The sequence below is a fragment of the Aliiglaciecola lipolytica genome, from assembly GCF_018860635.1.
Taxonomy (GTDB): domain Bacteria; phylum Pseudomonadota; class Gammaproteobacteria; order Enterobacterales; family Alteromonadaceae; genus Aliiglaciecola; species Aliiglaciecola lipolytica_A.
Genome location: NZ_JAHKPT010000004.1, coordinates 157693 through 174212 on the forward strand (window position 1 = coordinate 157693; position 16520 = coordinate 174212).

The 16520-nt window shown below is 38.4% G+C and carries 16 protein-coding genes; 7 read left to right on the forward strand and 9 right to left on the reverse strand.

The window, feature by feature from the left end:
* Positions 1 to 4: 4 nt before the first annotated feature.
* The 4 genes from KO530_RS00970 to KO530_RS00985 form a co-directional block, all read right to left on the reverse strand.
* Positions 5 to 1195: an aromatic amino acid transaminase gene (locus tag KO530_RS00970; RefSeq protein WP_216046515.1), complete on the reverse strand. Its 1191-nt coding sequence runs from the start codon at positions 1193 to 1195 to the stop codon at positions 5 to 7.
* A gap of 82 nt (positions 1196 to 1277) precedes the next feature.
* Complete coding sequence (locus tag KO530_RS00975; protein WP_216046516.1) at positions 1278 to 2045, reverse strand: NRDE family protein; 768 nt, start codon at positions 2043 to 2045, stop codon at positions 1278 to 1280.
* Positions 2046 to 2048: 3 nt separating this feature from the next.
* A complete protein-coding gene (locus tag KO530_RS00980; protein WP_216046517.1) occupies positions 2049 to 3014 on the reverse strand; it encodes an FHA domain-containing protein in 966 nt (321 codons plus the stop codon).
* Positions 3005 to 4258, reverse strand: a complete 1254-nt coding sequence (locus tag KO530_RS00985; protein WP_354667854.1) for a S1 family peptidase — start codon at positions 4256 to 4258, stop codon at positions 3005 to 3007. The genes KO530_RS00980 and KO530_RS00985 overlap by 10 nt, the downstream gene beginning before the upstream one ends.
* A gap of 274 nt (positions 4259 to 4532) precedes the next feature.
* Here KO530_RS00985 and KO530_RS00990 point away from each other — a divergent pair, with 274 nt between their 5' ends.
* Together KO530_RS00990 and KO530_RS00995 are read left to right on the forward strand one after the other, a co-directional pair.
* Positions 4533 to 5159 carry a 1-acyl-sn-glycerol-3-phosphate acyltransferase gene (locus tag KO530_RS00990; protein WP_216046519.1) on the forward strand — a complete coding sequence of 209 codons (627 nt, stop codon included), beginning with the start codon at positions 4533 to 4535 and terminating at the stop codon, positions 5157 to 5159.
* A complete protein-coding gene (locus KO530_RS00995) occupies positions 5149 to 6390 on the forward strand; it encodes a cystathionine gamma-synthase family protein (protein WP_216046520.1) in 1242 nt (413 codons plus the stop codon). The genes KO530_RS00990 and KO530_RS00995 overlap by 11 nt, the downstream gene beginning before the upstream one ends.
* A gap of 245 nt (positions 6391 to 6635) precedes the next feature.
* Here the strand turns inward: KO530_RS00995 and KO530_RS01000 are convergent, their stop codons facing one another.
* A complete protein-coding gene (locus tag KO530_RS01000; RefSeq protein WP_216046521.1) occupies positions 6636 to 7178 on the reverse strand; it encodes a glutathione peroxidase in 543 nt (180 codons plus the stop codon).
* Between the two features lie 154 nt (positions 7179 to 7332).
* Between KO530_RS01000 and KO530_RS01005 the strand changes: the two genes are divergently transcribed.
* Positions 7333 to 9837, forward strand: a complete 2505-nt coding sequence (locus KO530_RS01005) for a S9 family peptidase (protein ID WP_216046522.1) — start codon at positions 7333 to 7335, stop codon at positions 9835 to 9837.
* Between the two features lie 22 nt (positions 9838 to 9859).
* On the opposite strand, the gene rrtA is transcribed toward KO530_RS01005, so the two are convergent.
* Positions 9860 to 10507 carry a rhombosortase gene (gene rrtA / locus KO530_RS01010; protein ID WP_216046523.1) on the reverse strand — a complete coding sequence of 216 codons (648 nt, stop codon included), beginning with the start codon at positions 10505 to 10507 and terminating at the stop codon, positions 9860 to 9862.
* A 111-nt stretch (positions 10508 to 10618) separates the two neighbouring features.
* Between rrtA and ggt the strand changes: the two genes are divergently transcribed.
* The 4 genes from ggt (at position 10619) to KO530_RS01030 (ending at position 14080) form a co-directional block, all read left to right on the forward strand.
* On the forward strand, positions 10619 to 12358 hold the full coding sequence (gene ggt / locus KO530_RS01015) for a gamma-glutamyltransferase (RefSeq protein ID WP_252728723.1): 1740 nt from the start codon (positions 10619 to 10621) through the stop codon (positions 12356 to 12358).
* A gap of 104 nt (positions 12359 to 12462) precedes the next feature.
* A complete protein-coding gene (locus KO530_RS01020; protein ID WP_216046525.1) occupies positions 12463 to 13080 on the forward strand; it encodes a hypothetical protein in 618 nt (205 codons plus the stop codon).
* 270 nt (positions 13081 to 13350) lie between these two features.
* Positions 13351 to 13635, forward strand: a complete 285-nt coding sequence (locus tag KO530_RS01025; protein ID WP_216046526.1) for a pyrimidine/purine nucleoside phosphorylase — start codon at positions 13351 to 13353, stop codon at positions 13633 to 13635.
* Positions 13636 to 13720: 85 nt separating this feature from the next.
* A complete protein-coding gene (locus tag KO530_RS01030; protein WP_216046527.1) occupies positions 13721 to 14080 on the forward strand; it encodes a Fis family transcriptional regulator in 360 nt (119 codons plus the stop codon).
* Between the two features lie 26 nt (positions 14081 to 14106).
* Here the strand turns inward: KO530_RS01030 and KO530_RS01035 are convergent, their stop codons facing one another.
* The 3 genes from KO530_RS01035 to cysK all read right to left on the reverse strand — a co-directional run bounded on the left by KO530_RS01035 (position 14107) and on the right by cysK (position 16303).
* Positions 14107 to 14745, reverse strand: coding sequence for an NUDIX hydrolase (locus KO530_RS01035; RefSeq protein ID WP_216046528.1), 639 nt, complete (start codon positions 14743 to 14745; stop codon positions 14107 to 14109).
* 13 nt (positions 14746 to 14758) lie between these two features.
* On the reverse strand, positions 14759 to 15121 hold the full coding sequence (locus KO530_RS01040; protein WP_252728701.1) for a hypothetical protein: 363 nt from the start codon (positions 15119 to 15121) through the stop codon (positions 14759 to 14761).
* Positions 15122 to 15334: 213 nt separating this feature from the next.
* On the reverse strand, positions 15335 to 16303 hold the full coding sequence (gene cysK, locus KO530_RS01045) for a cysteine synthase A (protein ID WP_216046530.1): 969 nt from the start codon (positions 16301 to 16303) through the stop codon (positions 15335 to 15337).
* Positions 16304 to 16520 lie beyond the last annotated feature (217 nt).

A 16520-nucleotide genomic window follows, 5' to 3' on the forward strand; every position in this document is an offset into this window, starting at 1 on the left:
GTGTTTATAAAACATCTACCAAAGCGGTAGCTAACGCATCGACATTTTTTAAGCTTATACCAGCTACGTTGACTCGACTTGAATCAACAAAGTATACACTATGCTTGTCTCTGATTGCTTTAACTTGTTCAGGACTGATACATAAATAAGAAAACATACCTTTTTGCTGAGTCACAAAACTAAAGTCTTTGGTTGCGCCTTTTTCGGCTAATTTAGTGACTAATAGTTGACGTAAGGACTGCATGCGAACACGCATATCTTCCACTTCAGACTGCCACTCGGTTTTTAGAATAGGATCATTTAGCACTATATCTACTAACGCACCGCCGTATGAAGGAGGCATTGAATAAATCGCTCTAGCGATTGATTGAATTTGAGTTTGCATGCTTTGTCTAACCGCATTACTGTTAGTCACAGCCACTGCAAGACCAACACGCTCACGATACAAACCAAAGTTTTTAGAACAAGACGCTGCAATAATTACTTCTGGCAAGTTTTCAGTTAATAAACGCACACCGTAGGCATCAGCTTCTAGTCCGTCGCCAAAACCTTGGTAAGCCACATCAATAAAAGGCACAAAACCTTGTTGTTGGGCTAATTCTAACACTGATTGCCATTGATCTTTGCTTAAGTCTGCGCCCGTTGGGTTATGGCAGCAACCGTGCAATAACACTACGTCGCCTTTTTTAACTTGCTTAAGACAATCTGCCATTTCATCAAATTTAATGCTTGCAGTTGCTTTATCGAAATACGGATAGGTTTCGATTTTTAATCCAGCACTACCGATTAGGGGGATGTGATTGGCCCAAGTTGGGTCACTTACCCAAACGGTTGTTTCTGAGTTACAACGTTTAATTAATTCCGAAAGAACTCTCAATGCGCCACATCCGCCTGGAGCTTGCACAGCAGCAACACGATCTTCAATTAGGGCAGGGTGACCTTTACCTAAAAGTAGTTGCAACATACCGTTAATGTAACCTTGAACACCTTGTGGAGTGATATAAGTTTTGGTTGTCTCTTGTGCTAATAGAATTTTTTGAGCTTTCGCAATAGAACTGAGAATTGGAGTATTACCGTTTTCATCTTTATATACACCTACACCTAAATCTATCTTGTTAGGATTCGGATCTTCACGATATGCAGCAGATAAACCTAGAATAGGATCAGCGGGTAATTTTGGTAACACTTCTAACACAGCAATTCCTCAATAAATAACAGGCAAAAAAAGAAGCCGCTATTATGCCAGTAATTAGAGAGATTTCGAGTAATATATGAGCTTATTGAATGTAAAAGTTAAACTCACGTTGTTTGCGGTTAATACCTTGAGGGTCAAATGTATGCTCTAACCAAGTTACATGCTTGTTTTTATTCACTAATAACAAGGTTGAAGAGCGAGTTCCATAATCCTGAGATTGAATAAAAATTGACGATAATTTTCGCTCCCAATCTATAGGAACGCCAGTTTTAGGCAACATTTCATCTTTTGCTTGGGTTTGATCAAGCAGTATTTCAAATAATTTGTCCGTATCTAACGATACAGCTTGTTGGCAATGCTCGCGCAGTTTAGTGACACCTTGATTTATTTTAGGCCAAGGACTGTTCAAGTCAGCGTTTGACAGACCATATACACCCGGCCCCAATTTACTGACGTTATCGGTATGATTGTTGTAAACAGATAGGTCATTCCATTCGCCAAACATCAAATTGTAGCCATTATATTGTTGTTTGCTGTCACGCAATTTAGTCAAATAATCCTGTTGAGAATCTTGGTTAATCAAAAATTCACTAACCAAGTGGCCTCTTGAAATCGCATTGTTCAGAATTTTTTGCGGATCTCTGACATTGGTTAATGCGCAAAGTCGACCATTTTTATTCATCCCCATCCATGTACCACCTGCTTCTAAATCTCGACCCGCGAGCAAACTCGGATGATCCTGCCAAAAATCAGATTGTACAGTGGGCCGTTGATGAAATTCATCACGGTTAGCCGCTATAATTAACGGGTACTCTGGGTGTTGCTCAACTGCGATGAAAAGAATACACATTGCTTACTCTTTTCCCTTTTCAACTTCTTGTTTCAATCCTTCAATTAGTTTGTCGGACCGCTCAACAAACTTCTCGGTGGTTTCTGGTGCTGTAATCCTGAAAATTGGAGACAGAACTTGCGAAGTGTATCGGGGCGCTGCGACGAAGTTTTGGGTATTGAACAAATGCGGAGCCAACACGTACATTGCCAGTAAAGCTGTACCAGTAATGCTGATGCTATTTCGCATTCTCTTCGACTGGTGGAAGGCAATAAATAACGTAAACCACAGAAACGCAAAGAATAGCGCACCTTTTATCAATAAAATAAACCAGTAAATAAACTGCACCGAACTTAAATTAAACTGCAAGATGGCTTGCAAATAACTGAGTAGTTCATGACTAATTAAAAACAGCCAAAGTAAATTAAATTGGCTCACAATATGGGCGTCTTTCTTCGCTAAAATTGATAGCAATGCAAAGGAAAAAGGCCATATACAGGCTGCAGCAGCGGCGCTTAAACTCACTTTCACTACCTGTGAAACATTAACCTCAACGATGCTGTTGAAATAGAAATTAGCAGACACAAGCGCAATGAACACAATGGCTAAACCTGCGCATAATCTGCGCATGGATAACCATTCCATTTTTTCTTCTAATTTACTTAGAACAATGGCCGGCGAAACTTTTTGCGTATTTTTAAAGATGCGCAAACGAGAACGACCTATGGTGACTATGTCATCAAAGCCAATTAATGCATTAGCACCTGGAGAACCGTTAATTTTCACACCATTTAATGAATCAACATCAGTTAACACCAGAGCTTCGGTATCATCCTCTGCTTGAATAAGGATATGTTCTGGACACACGTAAGGGTCGTCAATGCGGACATCATTATCGTATGCTCTGCCAATCGAAATTTTCTCTTTTTCAAAAGTTTGATAACTTAACACCTTGCCGTTTTTCGACAGTACTTCAACAACTATTGCCATGACATGGAATCCATAAATTGGTTAGAAAATTGTTTCATTGAATCTGCACTCACCCCTGCTAGGGTAAAGTGACTGATTAAACTTCCATCTGAGTAGTCATTGCTGGCGGAGATAAATAAAACATCATATAAATCGTCAAAATCTTTATAAGCTCGAGCACACAAAATACTTTTCTGAGAAACTTGGTGTTGATTTGACACTATATCTTGCTGACAACGATAGTTGGTCACATCATTTTTACCAGCCTGATTTCCTGGTCGCGTAAAGGCAATTTTTTGGGTTAAAAAATTATGAAATTGAAAGGTGTTGAGTTGTTCACTAGTGAGCCATTCAAACTCTATTTCGATTTCTCCGGTTTGTAATCTACCGTTTAAGAATATCGCTTCTCCGATTCGGCACCGACTTGAAACCGATAAAAACTTAACATCTTTTTCACTGGCGTTTGAACCACCCCAACAGGATATGAAGTCTGAGATTTTTTCGGGGACACTCGCTTTGCCTAGAGGCGAGTGAGACCAAGGTGTCGACAATATTTCAGCTATCATCTTCCCTTGGTTTTTTTGTAGTTGTTTTTGAATATGTGATTTGTAATCTTCGACGTCTATTTGTTCTTGTGAGTTAAATAATGCTTTCACTTTTGGTAACGGAATTAAAAATCCTATTTGATTGCCCGCTGTAGCAACATTGACGCCAACGATTTGACCGAGCCCATTTACCGCTGGCCCGCCACTCATTCCTGGATTGATTGAACCGGTAAAGTGAATACGTTGATAAAAACTATTCTTTTTTAAACCATTGTAGGTACCTGGAACCACTATCATGCCTAAATCGTGGGGGTTACCCAATGAATATATATTTGAACCTTGTAGAGGTAGGTCTTGAGCTAACTTAAACGGCAAACCACTTGTTTGTTCAGGGGCGATTTGCAGCAACGACAAGTCATTGATTACATCGAAATTTTTAAGTTTCAAACTGCCAGTATTGCCATTTGAATCTAAATATTGAATTCGATATTTATCGGGGAAATAAACAAAATCAGAAATGACATGATAGTTTGAAATAATATCGCCTTCCTCGCTGACTCTAAATCCAGAACCGATGGACGATTTATTACCAGACTCCTTATCAATCATCTGAATTTGATAGAGTGAATTGCGGTATTGGCTAAACAGGTTTTGAGCCGTTTGCTGACTAAAAGTATGTTGGCTATATAACAAGGATATAAAAATAATAATTCTTAGCACTAAAAATCCCATTAAAATACTGATGATGGAAACAAGGAATTGTTTGGATCCCGATTAAAAATTGCTGCAATGATTAATCTCGGGTGTTTGTTCTTGCTAAAATAAACGGAGTTACTATTCTCCCTCACTTACTTTACTTGACCCTGTAGGTCGCAAAAAGTTGCGCACTAGCATTTATTAAAGAGGTCAAAGTGGGGTAACAACTTTATTCCTTTGGTTTGAGTGTATAATAGGAGAATATGAACGCAATTAATATTCTAAATAATTTTATTACATGCCTAAAACATTAAAAAAGCTAAAATTATCTGCAAATCTTCCTCGCTTAGGTAATCGATTCAGTCAATATTTAGGGGATACCGTCTTGCATGTTTTGGGGTGGAAATTTGAAGGTGAATTTCCTGCCTATAGTAAAATGGTCATTGCCGTAGCGCCTCATACCTCTAATTGGGACTTCGTAATTGGCATGGCCGCTGTTTTTGCGTTAAAGCTTAAAATCACCTTTTTTGGTAAACATAGTATTTTTATTCCACCGTTTAAATCGTTGTTAATCCGTTGGGGAGGGATTCCAATAGAACGTTCACAATCCCATGGGGTAGTGAATCAAATGATTGATAAAATTAAACAAAAAGATAAAATGCTGTTAGCGGTTGCCCCTGAAGGCACCCGCAGTAAAATTTATCCTTGGAAAAGTGGTTTTTTACATATTGCTAAACAAGCGAATATTCCGGTGTTTTTAATTGGCTTAGATTATCGTCATAAATCCATCGTTTTAGGACCGGTTTTTCATCCTAAAGAAGATAACTCTTTAGAAATGCAAAAAGTTTATGGGTTTTATGCTAAAGTGCACGCAAAATTTCCTTCCCAGGTAGCCTTTCCCGCGGAGAGTTCGATTGAAAAATAAAGGTTTTACAACACGGCTTGTGCATGCAGACCGCATTTTAAACAAGCCCCAAGATGGTTCTGTTCATTCTCCTACTAGTAATTCTGTACTTTTTGAGTTTGAAGACGTCAATGATTTAGTTGCCGTTTTTCAAGGAAAGAAACTAGGACATGTATATTCGAGATCTTCTTCTTCTTCTAACGCAGCCTTACAAAATATGTTGGCTGATATAGAAGGAGGCGTAGCAGCAGTTACTTTTGCCACTGGAATGGCGGCAATTTCCTCTATGCTTTTGGCGCTATTGCAGAAAGACGATCATATTATTGTCAGCCAATTTTTGTTCGGCAATACCAGTAGTTTAATGGTGACATTGCAAAGTTTAGGCATTCAAGTTAGCTATGTTGATACCACGAATATCAATTTGATAACTCAAGAGCTTAAAGAAAATACCAGAATGGTATTTACCGAAACTATAGCTAACCCAGTGACTCAGGTTGCCGATTTACAAGCTATTGGTGAGTTCTGTGAAACAAATAAACTGCTCTTTATCATCGATAATACTATGACACCAGGGTATATATTTGATGCTAAAGCAGTGAAAGCATCATTAACGGTTACTTCATTGACTAAATATATTGCTGGTCACGGCAATGTATTAGGTGGTGCTGTGGTTGATACCGGCTTTTACGATTGGTCAGCGTATCCAAATATTTTTGATTTGTACCGAGTGGGAGATCCTGCCACCTGGGGAATGACGCAAATTCGTAAAAAAGGGTTGCGTGATTTGGGCGCGACATTATCGCCTCATTCAGCGCAACAAATTTCTGTGGGCTTAGAAACCTTAGCATTACGACTGCAAAGAACCTGTCAAAACGCGCTAAGACTTGCTACTTATTTACATGGGCACAGTAAAGTCGCCAATGTTTATTACCCCGGATTAGCTGACCATCCACAACACTATATCGCCAGAGAATTGTTTAATGGTAATTATGGTGGTGTATTTAGTATGGATTTGTCACCTGGATTGGATATTCATAAATTTCTTAATTCATTGAAGACTGTAGTGATAGCGACGCACTTAGGTGACACTCGTACCTTATGTTTGCCGGTAGCCTCTACAATATTTTATGAAAATGGCGCTGAACAACGAGCTCAAATGGGGATTAATGAGAATATGATTAGATTTTCGGTCGGTATCGAAGATATTGACGATATTGTTGCAGACTTTGAACAAGCATTTACTAAGATCTAATTATTTAATCGAAATAAATCTTTAAAATTCAATTGCTTGGATGAAAATATTTAAATTTCACAAAATATTATGAACTAATTATTTTTATCATTGACTAATAATTAGTTGTAAAGATGTTTTATTGCTAAAACAGTAAAACATTTCATTGTGTGTTCCAAGTGATGTGTGTTTATTGCCCCGTTTATCGGGGCTTTTTTTTTGTCTAATATTTTAAATATCAGTGAAGGCTAGCAAGACTAAAACAGTTAGAGTGCTATCGCTTCTTTTATATCTTTTCGAAATTCTTTATCAGATGGTTTGGTTGAGGATTTATACCCTTTTACGACGTTGCCATTTTTATCCACTAAGTATTTATAGAAATTCCATCCAGGCTCCATACCACTTTGTTTGGATAGTTTACGGAATAACGGATCGGCGTTTGCGCCTTTTACCCGTGTGACTTCAAACATTGGAAATTCCACACCATAGGTAAGTTCGCACAATTCAGCGGTTTTACTCTCGTCACTAAATTCTTGTTTAAAATCATGTGAGGGAAAGCCTAACACCACAAGCCCCTGATCTCTATATTCACTGTATAAGGATTCAAGTCCTTCAAATTGAGGAGTGTAACCGCACTTACTAGCGGTGTTCACTATAAGCAGTGTTTTTCCTTGGTATTCACTGCACATGTTTACAGTTTCCTGAGAGTTTAATTTACGTTTCATAAATTTTAGAACATCTGGGCATTCGTTTGCAGAGGCAAACATAGGGGTAACAACTAAACTACATAGTAATACTAATTTTTTCATGAAAACTCCGTTGCTTTGACAGAACAAAAATTTGGCAGCTAAACGTTACTATCTTTATTAAGCAATTTTAGATCACTTGTTTACCTAAATACTTTCATGCGTTTTAATAGTGCTTTACGTTCTACTGACTATAACAAAAAGCAGAGAGTCAAAAATGCAAAAAAGCTTTAAACTGCTCATTATTTCTACTATCACCTCAAGTTTACTCGCTTGTTCTGGAATTCAAACTTCTGAAGCCCCCGCTGAATCTAATCTGGTTAATACAGATAGGGAAGTTGCTTCAATTTATCAGCCAATTAAACAACAAGCCTCTTATCTGAGTGATAATAACGAGGAGTTAACCCTACAAAAAATAATGGCTGATCCAGATTGGATTGGTAGACAACCTCAATCTCCATATTGGTCACTAGATGGAAATAGTTATTTCTATTCACAGAAACGTGAAGGATCTGTGGTCAAAGATTTATTTCAACAGCCGGTATCATCGAAAACGGCCAATTTAGTTCCAATTGCAAATTACCATCAGGTTTCCTATAAAAATAAGGTTTTTAACCAAAGCAGAAACAAAGTTGCATGGGTGTTTAAACAAAATGTATTTATGCAAGACCTTAACTCAGGTGAGATTTCGCAGCTTACCCGCAGTGACCAATATTTAACTAATTTACAGTTTTTAAAAGATGGTAGGTTGAGTTATCGAGTTTATAACAAAATTTATGCCATCGATGTTGCCTCAGGTATAACTGAACAATTGGTGAGTTGGGAATTCAAAGAAGCACCGCAAGCCAACGAACCCGCTAAAGATTATATCGCTCAGCAGCAATTGAATTTGATTGAAGTTTTGCGTGATCGTAGGCAGCGCACACAAGACAAGTTCGAGTTTAATGCGCAAATTTCTGAACAGAATCAATCAACCACCCCTGAACCTTTTTATTTCCCTGTTGATAATAAAACCGCCGATGCAAGTCTTTCTCCTAATGGTAGATATCTTATTTTAGCCATCGAAAAAGATACGCCAAGTCGAGATGAAGGCGATATTATGCCCAATTACATTAAAGAAGATGGCCGTATTAAAGCTGAGAAAGTTAGGCACCGGGTGGCGGATGCTAAGCCCAAAAGCCAATATTTGTGGTTGTTAGATTTACAAACGGGCACACAAAAAGAACTGTCCTATAAGAGCTTGCCCGGATATAACGAAGACGTTTTAGAGCAGGTTAAACGAGAAAATGCAGAAGCTAAAGGACTAACCTATCAAAGTAATCGACTGCCCAGAGATATAGGTTTATTGGTAGATTGGGGATGGAATCAAAGCGCTATTGCTTGGCAAGCGGATGGTGAAAATGTTGCGATCATGTTGGAAGCTTGGGATAACAAGGATCGTTGGTTAACCACAGTAGATTTTGCGAAGCAAACGTTAGTGACCCAGGATCGATTGCACGATGATGCTTGGATTAATTATAACTTCAATAGTTTTGGATGGTTGAATCACTCATCAAAATTGTACTTTTTATCGGAAAAAAGTGGGTATGCGCATCTCTATTTAAAAGATTTAAATAGTAATGCAAAACAACTCACTAGTGGTGAGTACGAAGTTGATGAGTTAACTTTAACCGCAAATGACCAATATATTTATTTCAAAGCAAATAAAAAACATCCTGGCATTTACGAAATTTATCGGGTTGATTTAAACAGTGGTGATATTGAAGAGTTAACTAACTTAAATGGTGTCACTGACTATTTACTTAATGACGCTCAAAACAAGTTATTGTTAACTCACTCTAAGTTAACCATGCCGCCAGAGCTATTCGTGAAAACACTAGGTTCTGAGGAGCCAGCGCAACAGGTAACATTCACGACTAGTGAGGCATTTAAGCAAATCAACTGGACGATTCCCGAGATTGTTCCGATTAAATCTTCTCATGTTGAACAATCCATTTATGCTCGTTTATATGCGCCTAAAGATGCAGGTGAAGGAGAGAAAAAACGCGCTGTAATATTTAATCATGGAGCAGGGTATCTACAAAACTCTCACCTAGGTTGGTCAACTTACTTCCGTGAATTCATGTTCCATAATCTGCTGGTGCAAAAAGGTTATGTTGTTTTAGACATGGACTATCGTGCATCCGCAGGTTACGGCAGAGATTGGCGCACGGCTATTTATCGACACATGGGTAAACCTGAAATAGAAGATTTGGTTGATGGTGTTGATTGGATGGTGAACAACGTTAATGTCGATCGAAATAGAATAGGGACCTATGGCGGATCTTACGGTGGTTTTATGACCTTTATGGCACTGTTTACTGAGCCCGACCTCTTTCAAGCTGGCGCTGCCTTGCGTCCTGTTTCGGATTGGGCACATTATAACCATCCATACACAAGCAATATTCTAAATACTCCCGACGTTGATCCTATTGCCTATGAACGCAGTTCACCTATTTATTTTGCCGAAGGTCTGACTAAACCACTGCTTATCAATGCACCTATGGTTGACTCAAATGTGTTTTTTGTTGATACAGTGCGTTTGGTACAGCGATTGATTGAATTAGAAAAACAAAACTTTGAAACGGCTATTTATCCAGTTGAATCTCATGGTTTCATTGAACCGAGTTCTTGGTTAGACGAGTATCGTAGAATCTTTAAATTGTTTGAAGAAAACTTATAAACTTATTAATTGTCTATTTGCCTCAGGTATTCTGAGGCAAATATTTATTTTTTAACCAGTAAACTAAGATACATCCTAAACCACCCACTGCACCGTATAAATGAGCATCAACAGCTACATTTGCAGCAATCAATTCAGTGATCATTTGGTCTGCGCCGAATAGTTGTTCGTAAATAATTTTTGCCCAAACTCCTAACATTAAAATCCAGCCAAATTTTACTTTTTGACGGATGTCTAAATATGCGCCGTAAACAAAGATGCCATGTAATGCACCTGAAAGGCCTGCGTACCAATCTAGATTAGGTGAATAAAAGAATATGCCAAAGGTGACAAACAAACTTAGCAGCAAGGTGCTTAATAGATAATTTTTAAGGGTGTAATATTGTCCGTGAATAGCCCAAAGTAAGCCTATGCCTGCAATATTAAGCAATAAGTGGTTGCTATTGGTGTGCACAAAATTAGCACTGAGAAATTGCCACCAATCGCCGTTTAGCACCATTTCTCGCTGCAATGCTAAATATGCCGAAGTGGTAGGTTCAAATAGCCACAATAAACAGCACAAGAGCGCGATAAAAATAGGCCCAGTTATTTGTTGAAATTTTATGGGTAAATTTAACAAGTTGCCAACATAATATTTATAAATAATGCTGAACACCTTAACTAAATCCATGATTTCGTACAAGAATGCTTTAATAACTACATTTTGTGTTGCATCCTAATCTGTGGCTCGTTATCTTTCCATCATCCCAAAAGCCGTTTATTGAGATTGTCTGTGAAATCATTGTTTAAAGTAATATGCGTACTCTGTTTAATATCGTTTAACCAAGTTAACGCTAAGCAAACGACTAGGGAAGATCGCGAGCCAGAAGCCGCCACTGGTGTTAGTCAGAAAAAAGCACGGATTGCTGAAGAATATATGGTGGTGTCCGCAAACCCATATGCTTCATGGGCAGGTAAAAATATTATTAGTAATGGTGGAAGTGCTATCGATGCCGCCATTGCTGTTCAAGCGATGCTAACCCTTGTTGAGCCGCAATCATCAGGTATTGGTGGCGGAAATTTCATTTTATACTGGGATAATAAAGCCAAAAAGCTGCATACATTTGATGGTCGCGAAACGGCGCCTTCAGAAGCTAATGCTTATTTGTTCATGCATGAAGGAAAACCCTTAAAATGGCGAGATGCCGTAGTTGGTGGGCGTTCTGTAGGCGTACCAGGTGCGCTAAAAGCATTAGAGAAAGCACACAAACAGTTTGGCAAATTACCTTGGAATTCACTGTTTACTGATGCGATTAATACAGCAGAGAAAGGTTTCACGGTTTCGGCTCGTTTAGAGAAGCTTCTTTCATTGCGTTTTCATCCTGGCTTAGAAGCCTTTTTAAATCCTAAAACCTATTTTTATCCAAATGGTATAGAACTCAAAGAAGGGACAAATAAAACCAACGTTAAACTGTCTAAAGTGTTCGAAAAAATATCAGAACAAGGAGCCGATTATCTGTATAAAGGTGAATTGGCGGATAAAATCGCGAAAACCGTTCAGTATTCAACAATTAACCCCGGTAAATTAAGTGTTCAAGATCTTGAAAATTACCAAGCCAAAGAACGGGACCCTATTTGTGGATTCTATCGTAAATATAAAATTTGCGGCATGGCTCCTCCTAGTTCCGGTGGCATAAGCGTATTACAAATACTTAAAATGCTTGAAGACTATGACTTGTCAAAAATGGATCCAGACTCATTAGAATCTATTCATTTATTCACACAAGCATCCAAATTAGCCTATGCCGATCGGGATAAATACATTGCGGACAGTGATTTTGTGCAATTGCCCTTTGCCGCATTGATTAATCAAACTTATTTGTCGCAACGTGCTGAATTAATCAAAGCAGATAAAGATATGGGCAAGGCTGAAGCCGGTGAACCTTATATCAATGCTTCTTTGATTGGCATGGATACATCCTTTGAATTACCTAATACTAGTCACGTTTCCATTGTTGACAAAGAAGGTAACGCTCTTGCCATGACCACCAGTATTGAATTTGGCTTTGGCTCAGGGTTAATGGTTGAAGGGTTTTTACTGAATAATCAACTAACTGATTTTTCATTGAATCCTAGTCCTAATAATCGTCCAGCCCTTAACCGAGTCGAACCTAATAAACGTCCTCGTAGTGCCATGAGTCCTACTATGGTATTTGACCAAAACGGTCAACTAATGTTGGTAATAGGCTCTCCCGGCGGCAGTCGAATTGTCAGTTATGTGGCGCAAACTATTGTAGGTGTAGTCGATTGGGGATTGGATATTCAGCAGGCTATTAATTTACCTAAAATCACCAATCGAAATGATTATACTGCGCTAGAAAAAGGCACTTCTTTAGAGAAGTGGGAAGCTAAATTGAGTGCTATGGGCCATAACGTTAAGATCATTGATTTAAATAGCGGGCTTCACGGAATTCAATTTAAAAACGGAAAAATTATAGGTGGTGCGGATCCGAGAAGGGAAGGTGTCGCGGTTGGAGATTAAAGCATTGTTTAAACCTATGCTTAATGTAAAGGCATCCACGGTAGCAATAGCTAATGATAGTTTAAAAAATTTGAGGCGCAGAAGTCTTAACCATAGGAATGATAATGAAGTCTAGTTTAAAAATGTTCGGTGCGATGGTCGCCACAGTAATATTGAGTGGTTGCATGAGTATGCCTATATCGACCATGTACAAAATGTCACAATTTTCCCCTTTTGATATGGAGCCTCAGGATATACGAATTGCACTGCGCACCGATAAAAGTATCGAGGTGAAAAATGGCGCAGCTAAAATTTTCATGAGTTACAGTTCTGATGGAAACGATAGCTTGCCTGCTTTTTACGAAGAACATAATTTTAGTGTGGAAATACTGCAATATCGACATTCAGAAATGCCTGAAATTTTGTTAGACGACATTGAAGATAATGAGCGAGTTACTATTCTTAAGTTATCGGATAGCGATGCCCAAGCAATGAAAGATTTACTGGCTAAAGCCAAGCAATATAAAGCGTTAGATGCTAAAGGACGAGGAGAATTTGCCATCAGCACTGAGAATAATTGTTTTGGTAATTTAAATAACTTTGCATCCTTGGAAGTAGATGTGTTTCTGCAAGCCGTCAAAGAAGATGGTTATATGTTGTTTTTAGAAGATGTAGATGTCATTGAACAAGCCAAAGATAACGATATTGATTTGCACCAAACGAACCTTTGCGAGGCGGGGTAGTAGATCACTATCGTTCGCTTATTTGTATCAGGTTATGCCCCAAGCTAAACAAATATTGTTTAGCTTCGCTGTTTATAAACATTCAACCTTGAAAAATTGAGCGTCGCTGTGCGCTTTCTTTAGCCTCGATTACCACTGATATATTCTACTCGTTGATAAAAAATCCTATTGTTCTAGAGCTAGGTAATCTAATTTAGCTGTTTTTGATTGTGTGTTTTTTTATGAAAACTGCTAAGTTATTCGCCATTAATAATTAGATAAAGGCTTAACATGTTTAAAGTAAATGAATATTTTGAAGGGAAAGTAACTTCTATGGCGTTTCAAACCGCTACATTACCCGCTACGGTTGGGGTGATGGCGCCAGGAGAGTATGAGTTTGGTACTAGCGAATTTGAAACCATGACAGTGGTGAGTGGTGCGTTAACTGTGTTGTTGCCAGGACAAACAGAATGGCAAACTTTTACAACTAATCAGGTCTTTACCATTGAAGCAAATGTGAAATTTCAAGTAAAAGTAACAGTAGATACTGCTTATCTTTGTACATACGGTAAATAGTGGTTTTTATTTGCTAAAGTTTAGTTAAAACTGACGGGCACTTTATTTAAAAAAGTGTCCAATTTTCAATTAATTTAAGTGTCAAATGTCCTCTGCAAAATCAACAGTAAAAAAGTTAGATGAAAATACCGTTAAGGCACTGACTAAAGTGTGCGAAGAAGCGAAACGAACTGTTCAAGGATTTGACTGGTTAACTCACACAGCCGATTACAGTAACTTCCCGTCTAGTTTAGTCATTACTTGCGTGTTTTTAACGGAACAACAGGTTATCGATGCAAAAGCACAGCAACAAGATGCCTATTTACGAAAATTAATCCATAAACAATTATTAAAAGTGGGGATTTTATTGAAGAATCCCAAACATAATGTATTTTTTGATAGCGAAGAAGCGTGCGCAATGAGCCATCAAGGAAATTGGGATAAACGTCTCAGGTTATTCCATTAATTTAAAAATCTATCTGCTTTAAACGATTATTCAATGGTGGTGAGTTTGTTCTGGTCAGCATGATAGGCGAATGCATCCTGTAAATCGCGCATTATTGTTCTGCCAGTAGAGAGTGGGGGAATTTGTTGCAAAGTAAAAAAGTCAGCTCCACAGGTTTCCATCCCAGCTGTTTGATTTATTGGCTCAATGGGCTCGCATAAAAATAGCATTTTATAAAAATCGCGGATGTCAGGATCATAGTCTCCTGAGGCTTTGTGCCGTAACGATATCAAACGAGTGTGACTGACATAGACGTTTGCTTCTTCTTCGATCTCTTTCTTGATATTTTGCACTGCGGTCAAGCCAACATCAGCGTAACCACCTGGCAGAGTCCATTTCTTATCACTTTTTTCTTGCACTAAAAGGATTTTGCCGTCTTTTATCACTGCACCGCGCACTTCAACTTGTGGTGTCACATACCGACGATGAAAAGGGGTAACTAAGTCTGAAATTTGTTTAACGGGTACAGACGCCAAATCACTCATCATTTGTTGCGCAATATGAGAAATCTCTGTAAATCTTTCGCGGTCAAATTCTTCAGGAGAAAATGCTAAACCTGATTCGGCAATCGCGTGGAGTCGCTTAACGTGAGAAAGCCAAATGGAAGCGTGGTCTTTATCAGACATTTTCATGAAACTGTTATAGGTACTTATCTGGTTGAATCTTATCGACCAACCATTTGCCATCTACCCGCAACATTTCAACAACACGAATATCTTCAACTCGTTCATCGTACAAGGTACCAGTGAAAAATAGAGTGACAACCGCTGACTCTGCAAATTCGTTACGTCCAATACTGTTACCAGTATCAGGTTGTATATCCACTTCATCATAAACAAGGTCGAATACGTGTCTTTGAACATTGCGGTTGGTGCGATAAGACTTAAGCAATTTCGCCATACGTTTAGAACTCATGGCAATGGCTTTATTCAGGTTTTTATCGTTATACACATGTTGGAAAAACTCTACAGCAGCGTAATCCGGAGTGTTGGTATCCATCATGCCATATTTACCGGCTCCTTTTTTGCTTTGCGTATCACAAGCTTGAAGGAATAAAAGCAAAACACTTATTGTTAAAAAACGTAAATACTGGTGATTAATCATGATGAATAAATAGAGTTAAATTGAACACAGGTATAGTCTGCGTTTTCTATGTTTAAAAGTAAAGAGCAGGCCTAAAGCCTGCTCTTTTTATTCTACTAAACGCAGTTTGTGCTATTGCACTTCTTCATGGTCTGTAAATTCGCCAGCAAACATAGCGCTACTCAAGTAACGTTCTGTTGAACTTGGGAAAATAACCACGATCATTTTGTCTGCATTTTCTGGTTTTTCTGCAAGGCGTTTTGCCGCAACCATAGCTGCACCTGTTGAAATTCCAGCCAATATGCCTTCCTCTTTTAACAGACGATGAGCCATTTCTATAGATTCATCATTCGACACCTGTTCTACTTGGTCAACAATATCTAAATCTAAGTTGCCGGGAATAAAACCTGCACCTATACCTTGGATTTTATGTGGACCAGGAGTAAGTTCTTCACCCGCTTTAGCTTGAGTGATAACCGGAGAATCAGTTGGTTCTACCGCAACAGTCAGGATTTTTTTACCTTTGGTGTTTTTCAGGTATCGGCTCACACCAGTAATAGTTCCGCCTGTGCCTACACCTGCAACAAAAATATCCACTTTACCGTCTGTATCTTTCCAGATTTCAGGGCCTGTGGTTTTTTCATGAATTTCAGGGTTAGCAGGATTATCAAATTGTTGAAGTAAGATATATTTGCCAGGGTCTGATGCAACAATTTCCTGTGCTTTGGCAACAGCGCCTTTCATACCTTTAGGCGCTTCAGTAAGCACCACATTAGCACCAAGAGCTTTAAGCAATTTACGACGCTCCAAGCTCATACTACTTGGCATTGTTAAGGTTAATTTGTAACCTCTAGAAGCGGCTACGAATGCTAATGCGATACCAGTATTACCGCTGGTCGGCTCAACTAATTCTTTGTCTTTGGTTAGGATACCGCGTTTTTCAGCATCCCAAATCATGTTAGCGCCAATACGGCATTTAACACTAAAACTGGGGTTACGTGATTCCATTTTGGCGTAAACGTTGCCAGTAGAAACTACACGATTTAATTTAACTAAAGGCGTGTTGCCAATGGCGAGCGAATTATCATCATAAACTTGCATACTATATCCTTGCATAGGTTTAGGTAACTTTCAGTGATACCCTTTGATGTGTTTTTGTTATTTGAATAACTATTTTAGGCTGTTAATGTTGTACTTAACAAGCACTCGTTTTCATGAAAATAGCAAAATTCAATAAGTTTGCTTAACTTTGTACCTTGTTATGATTGTGCTCAACGAGTAATTTTCAAAGTGCTTTTTGCTATATCTTAGTTTTATA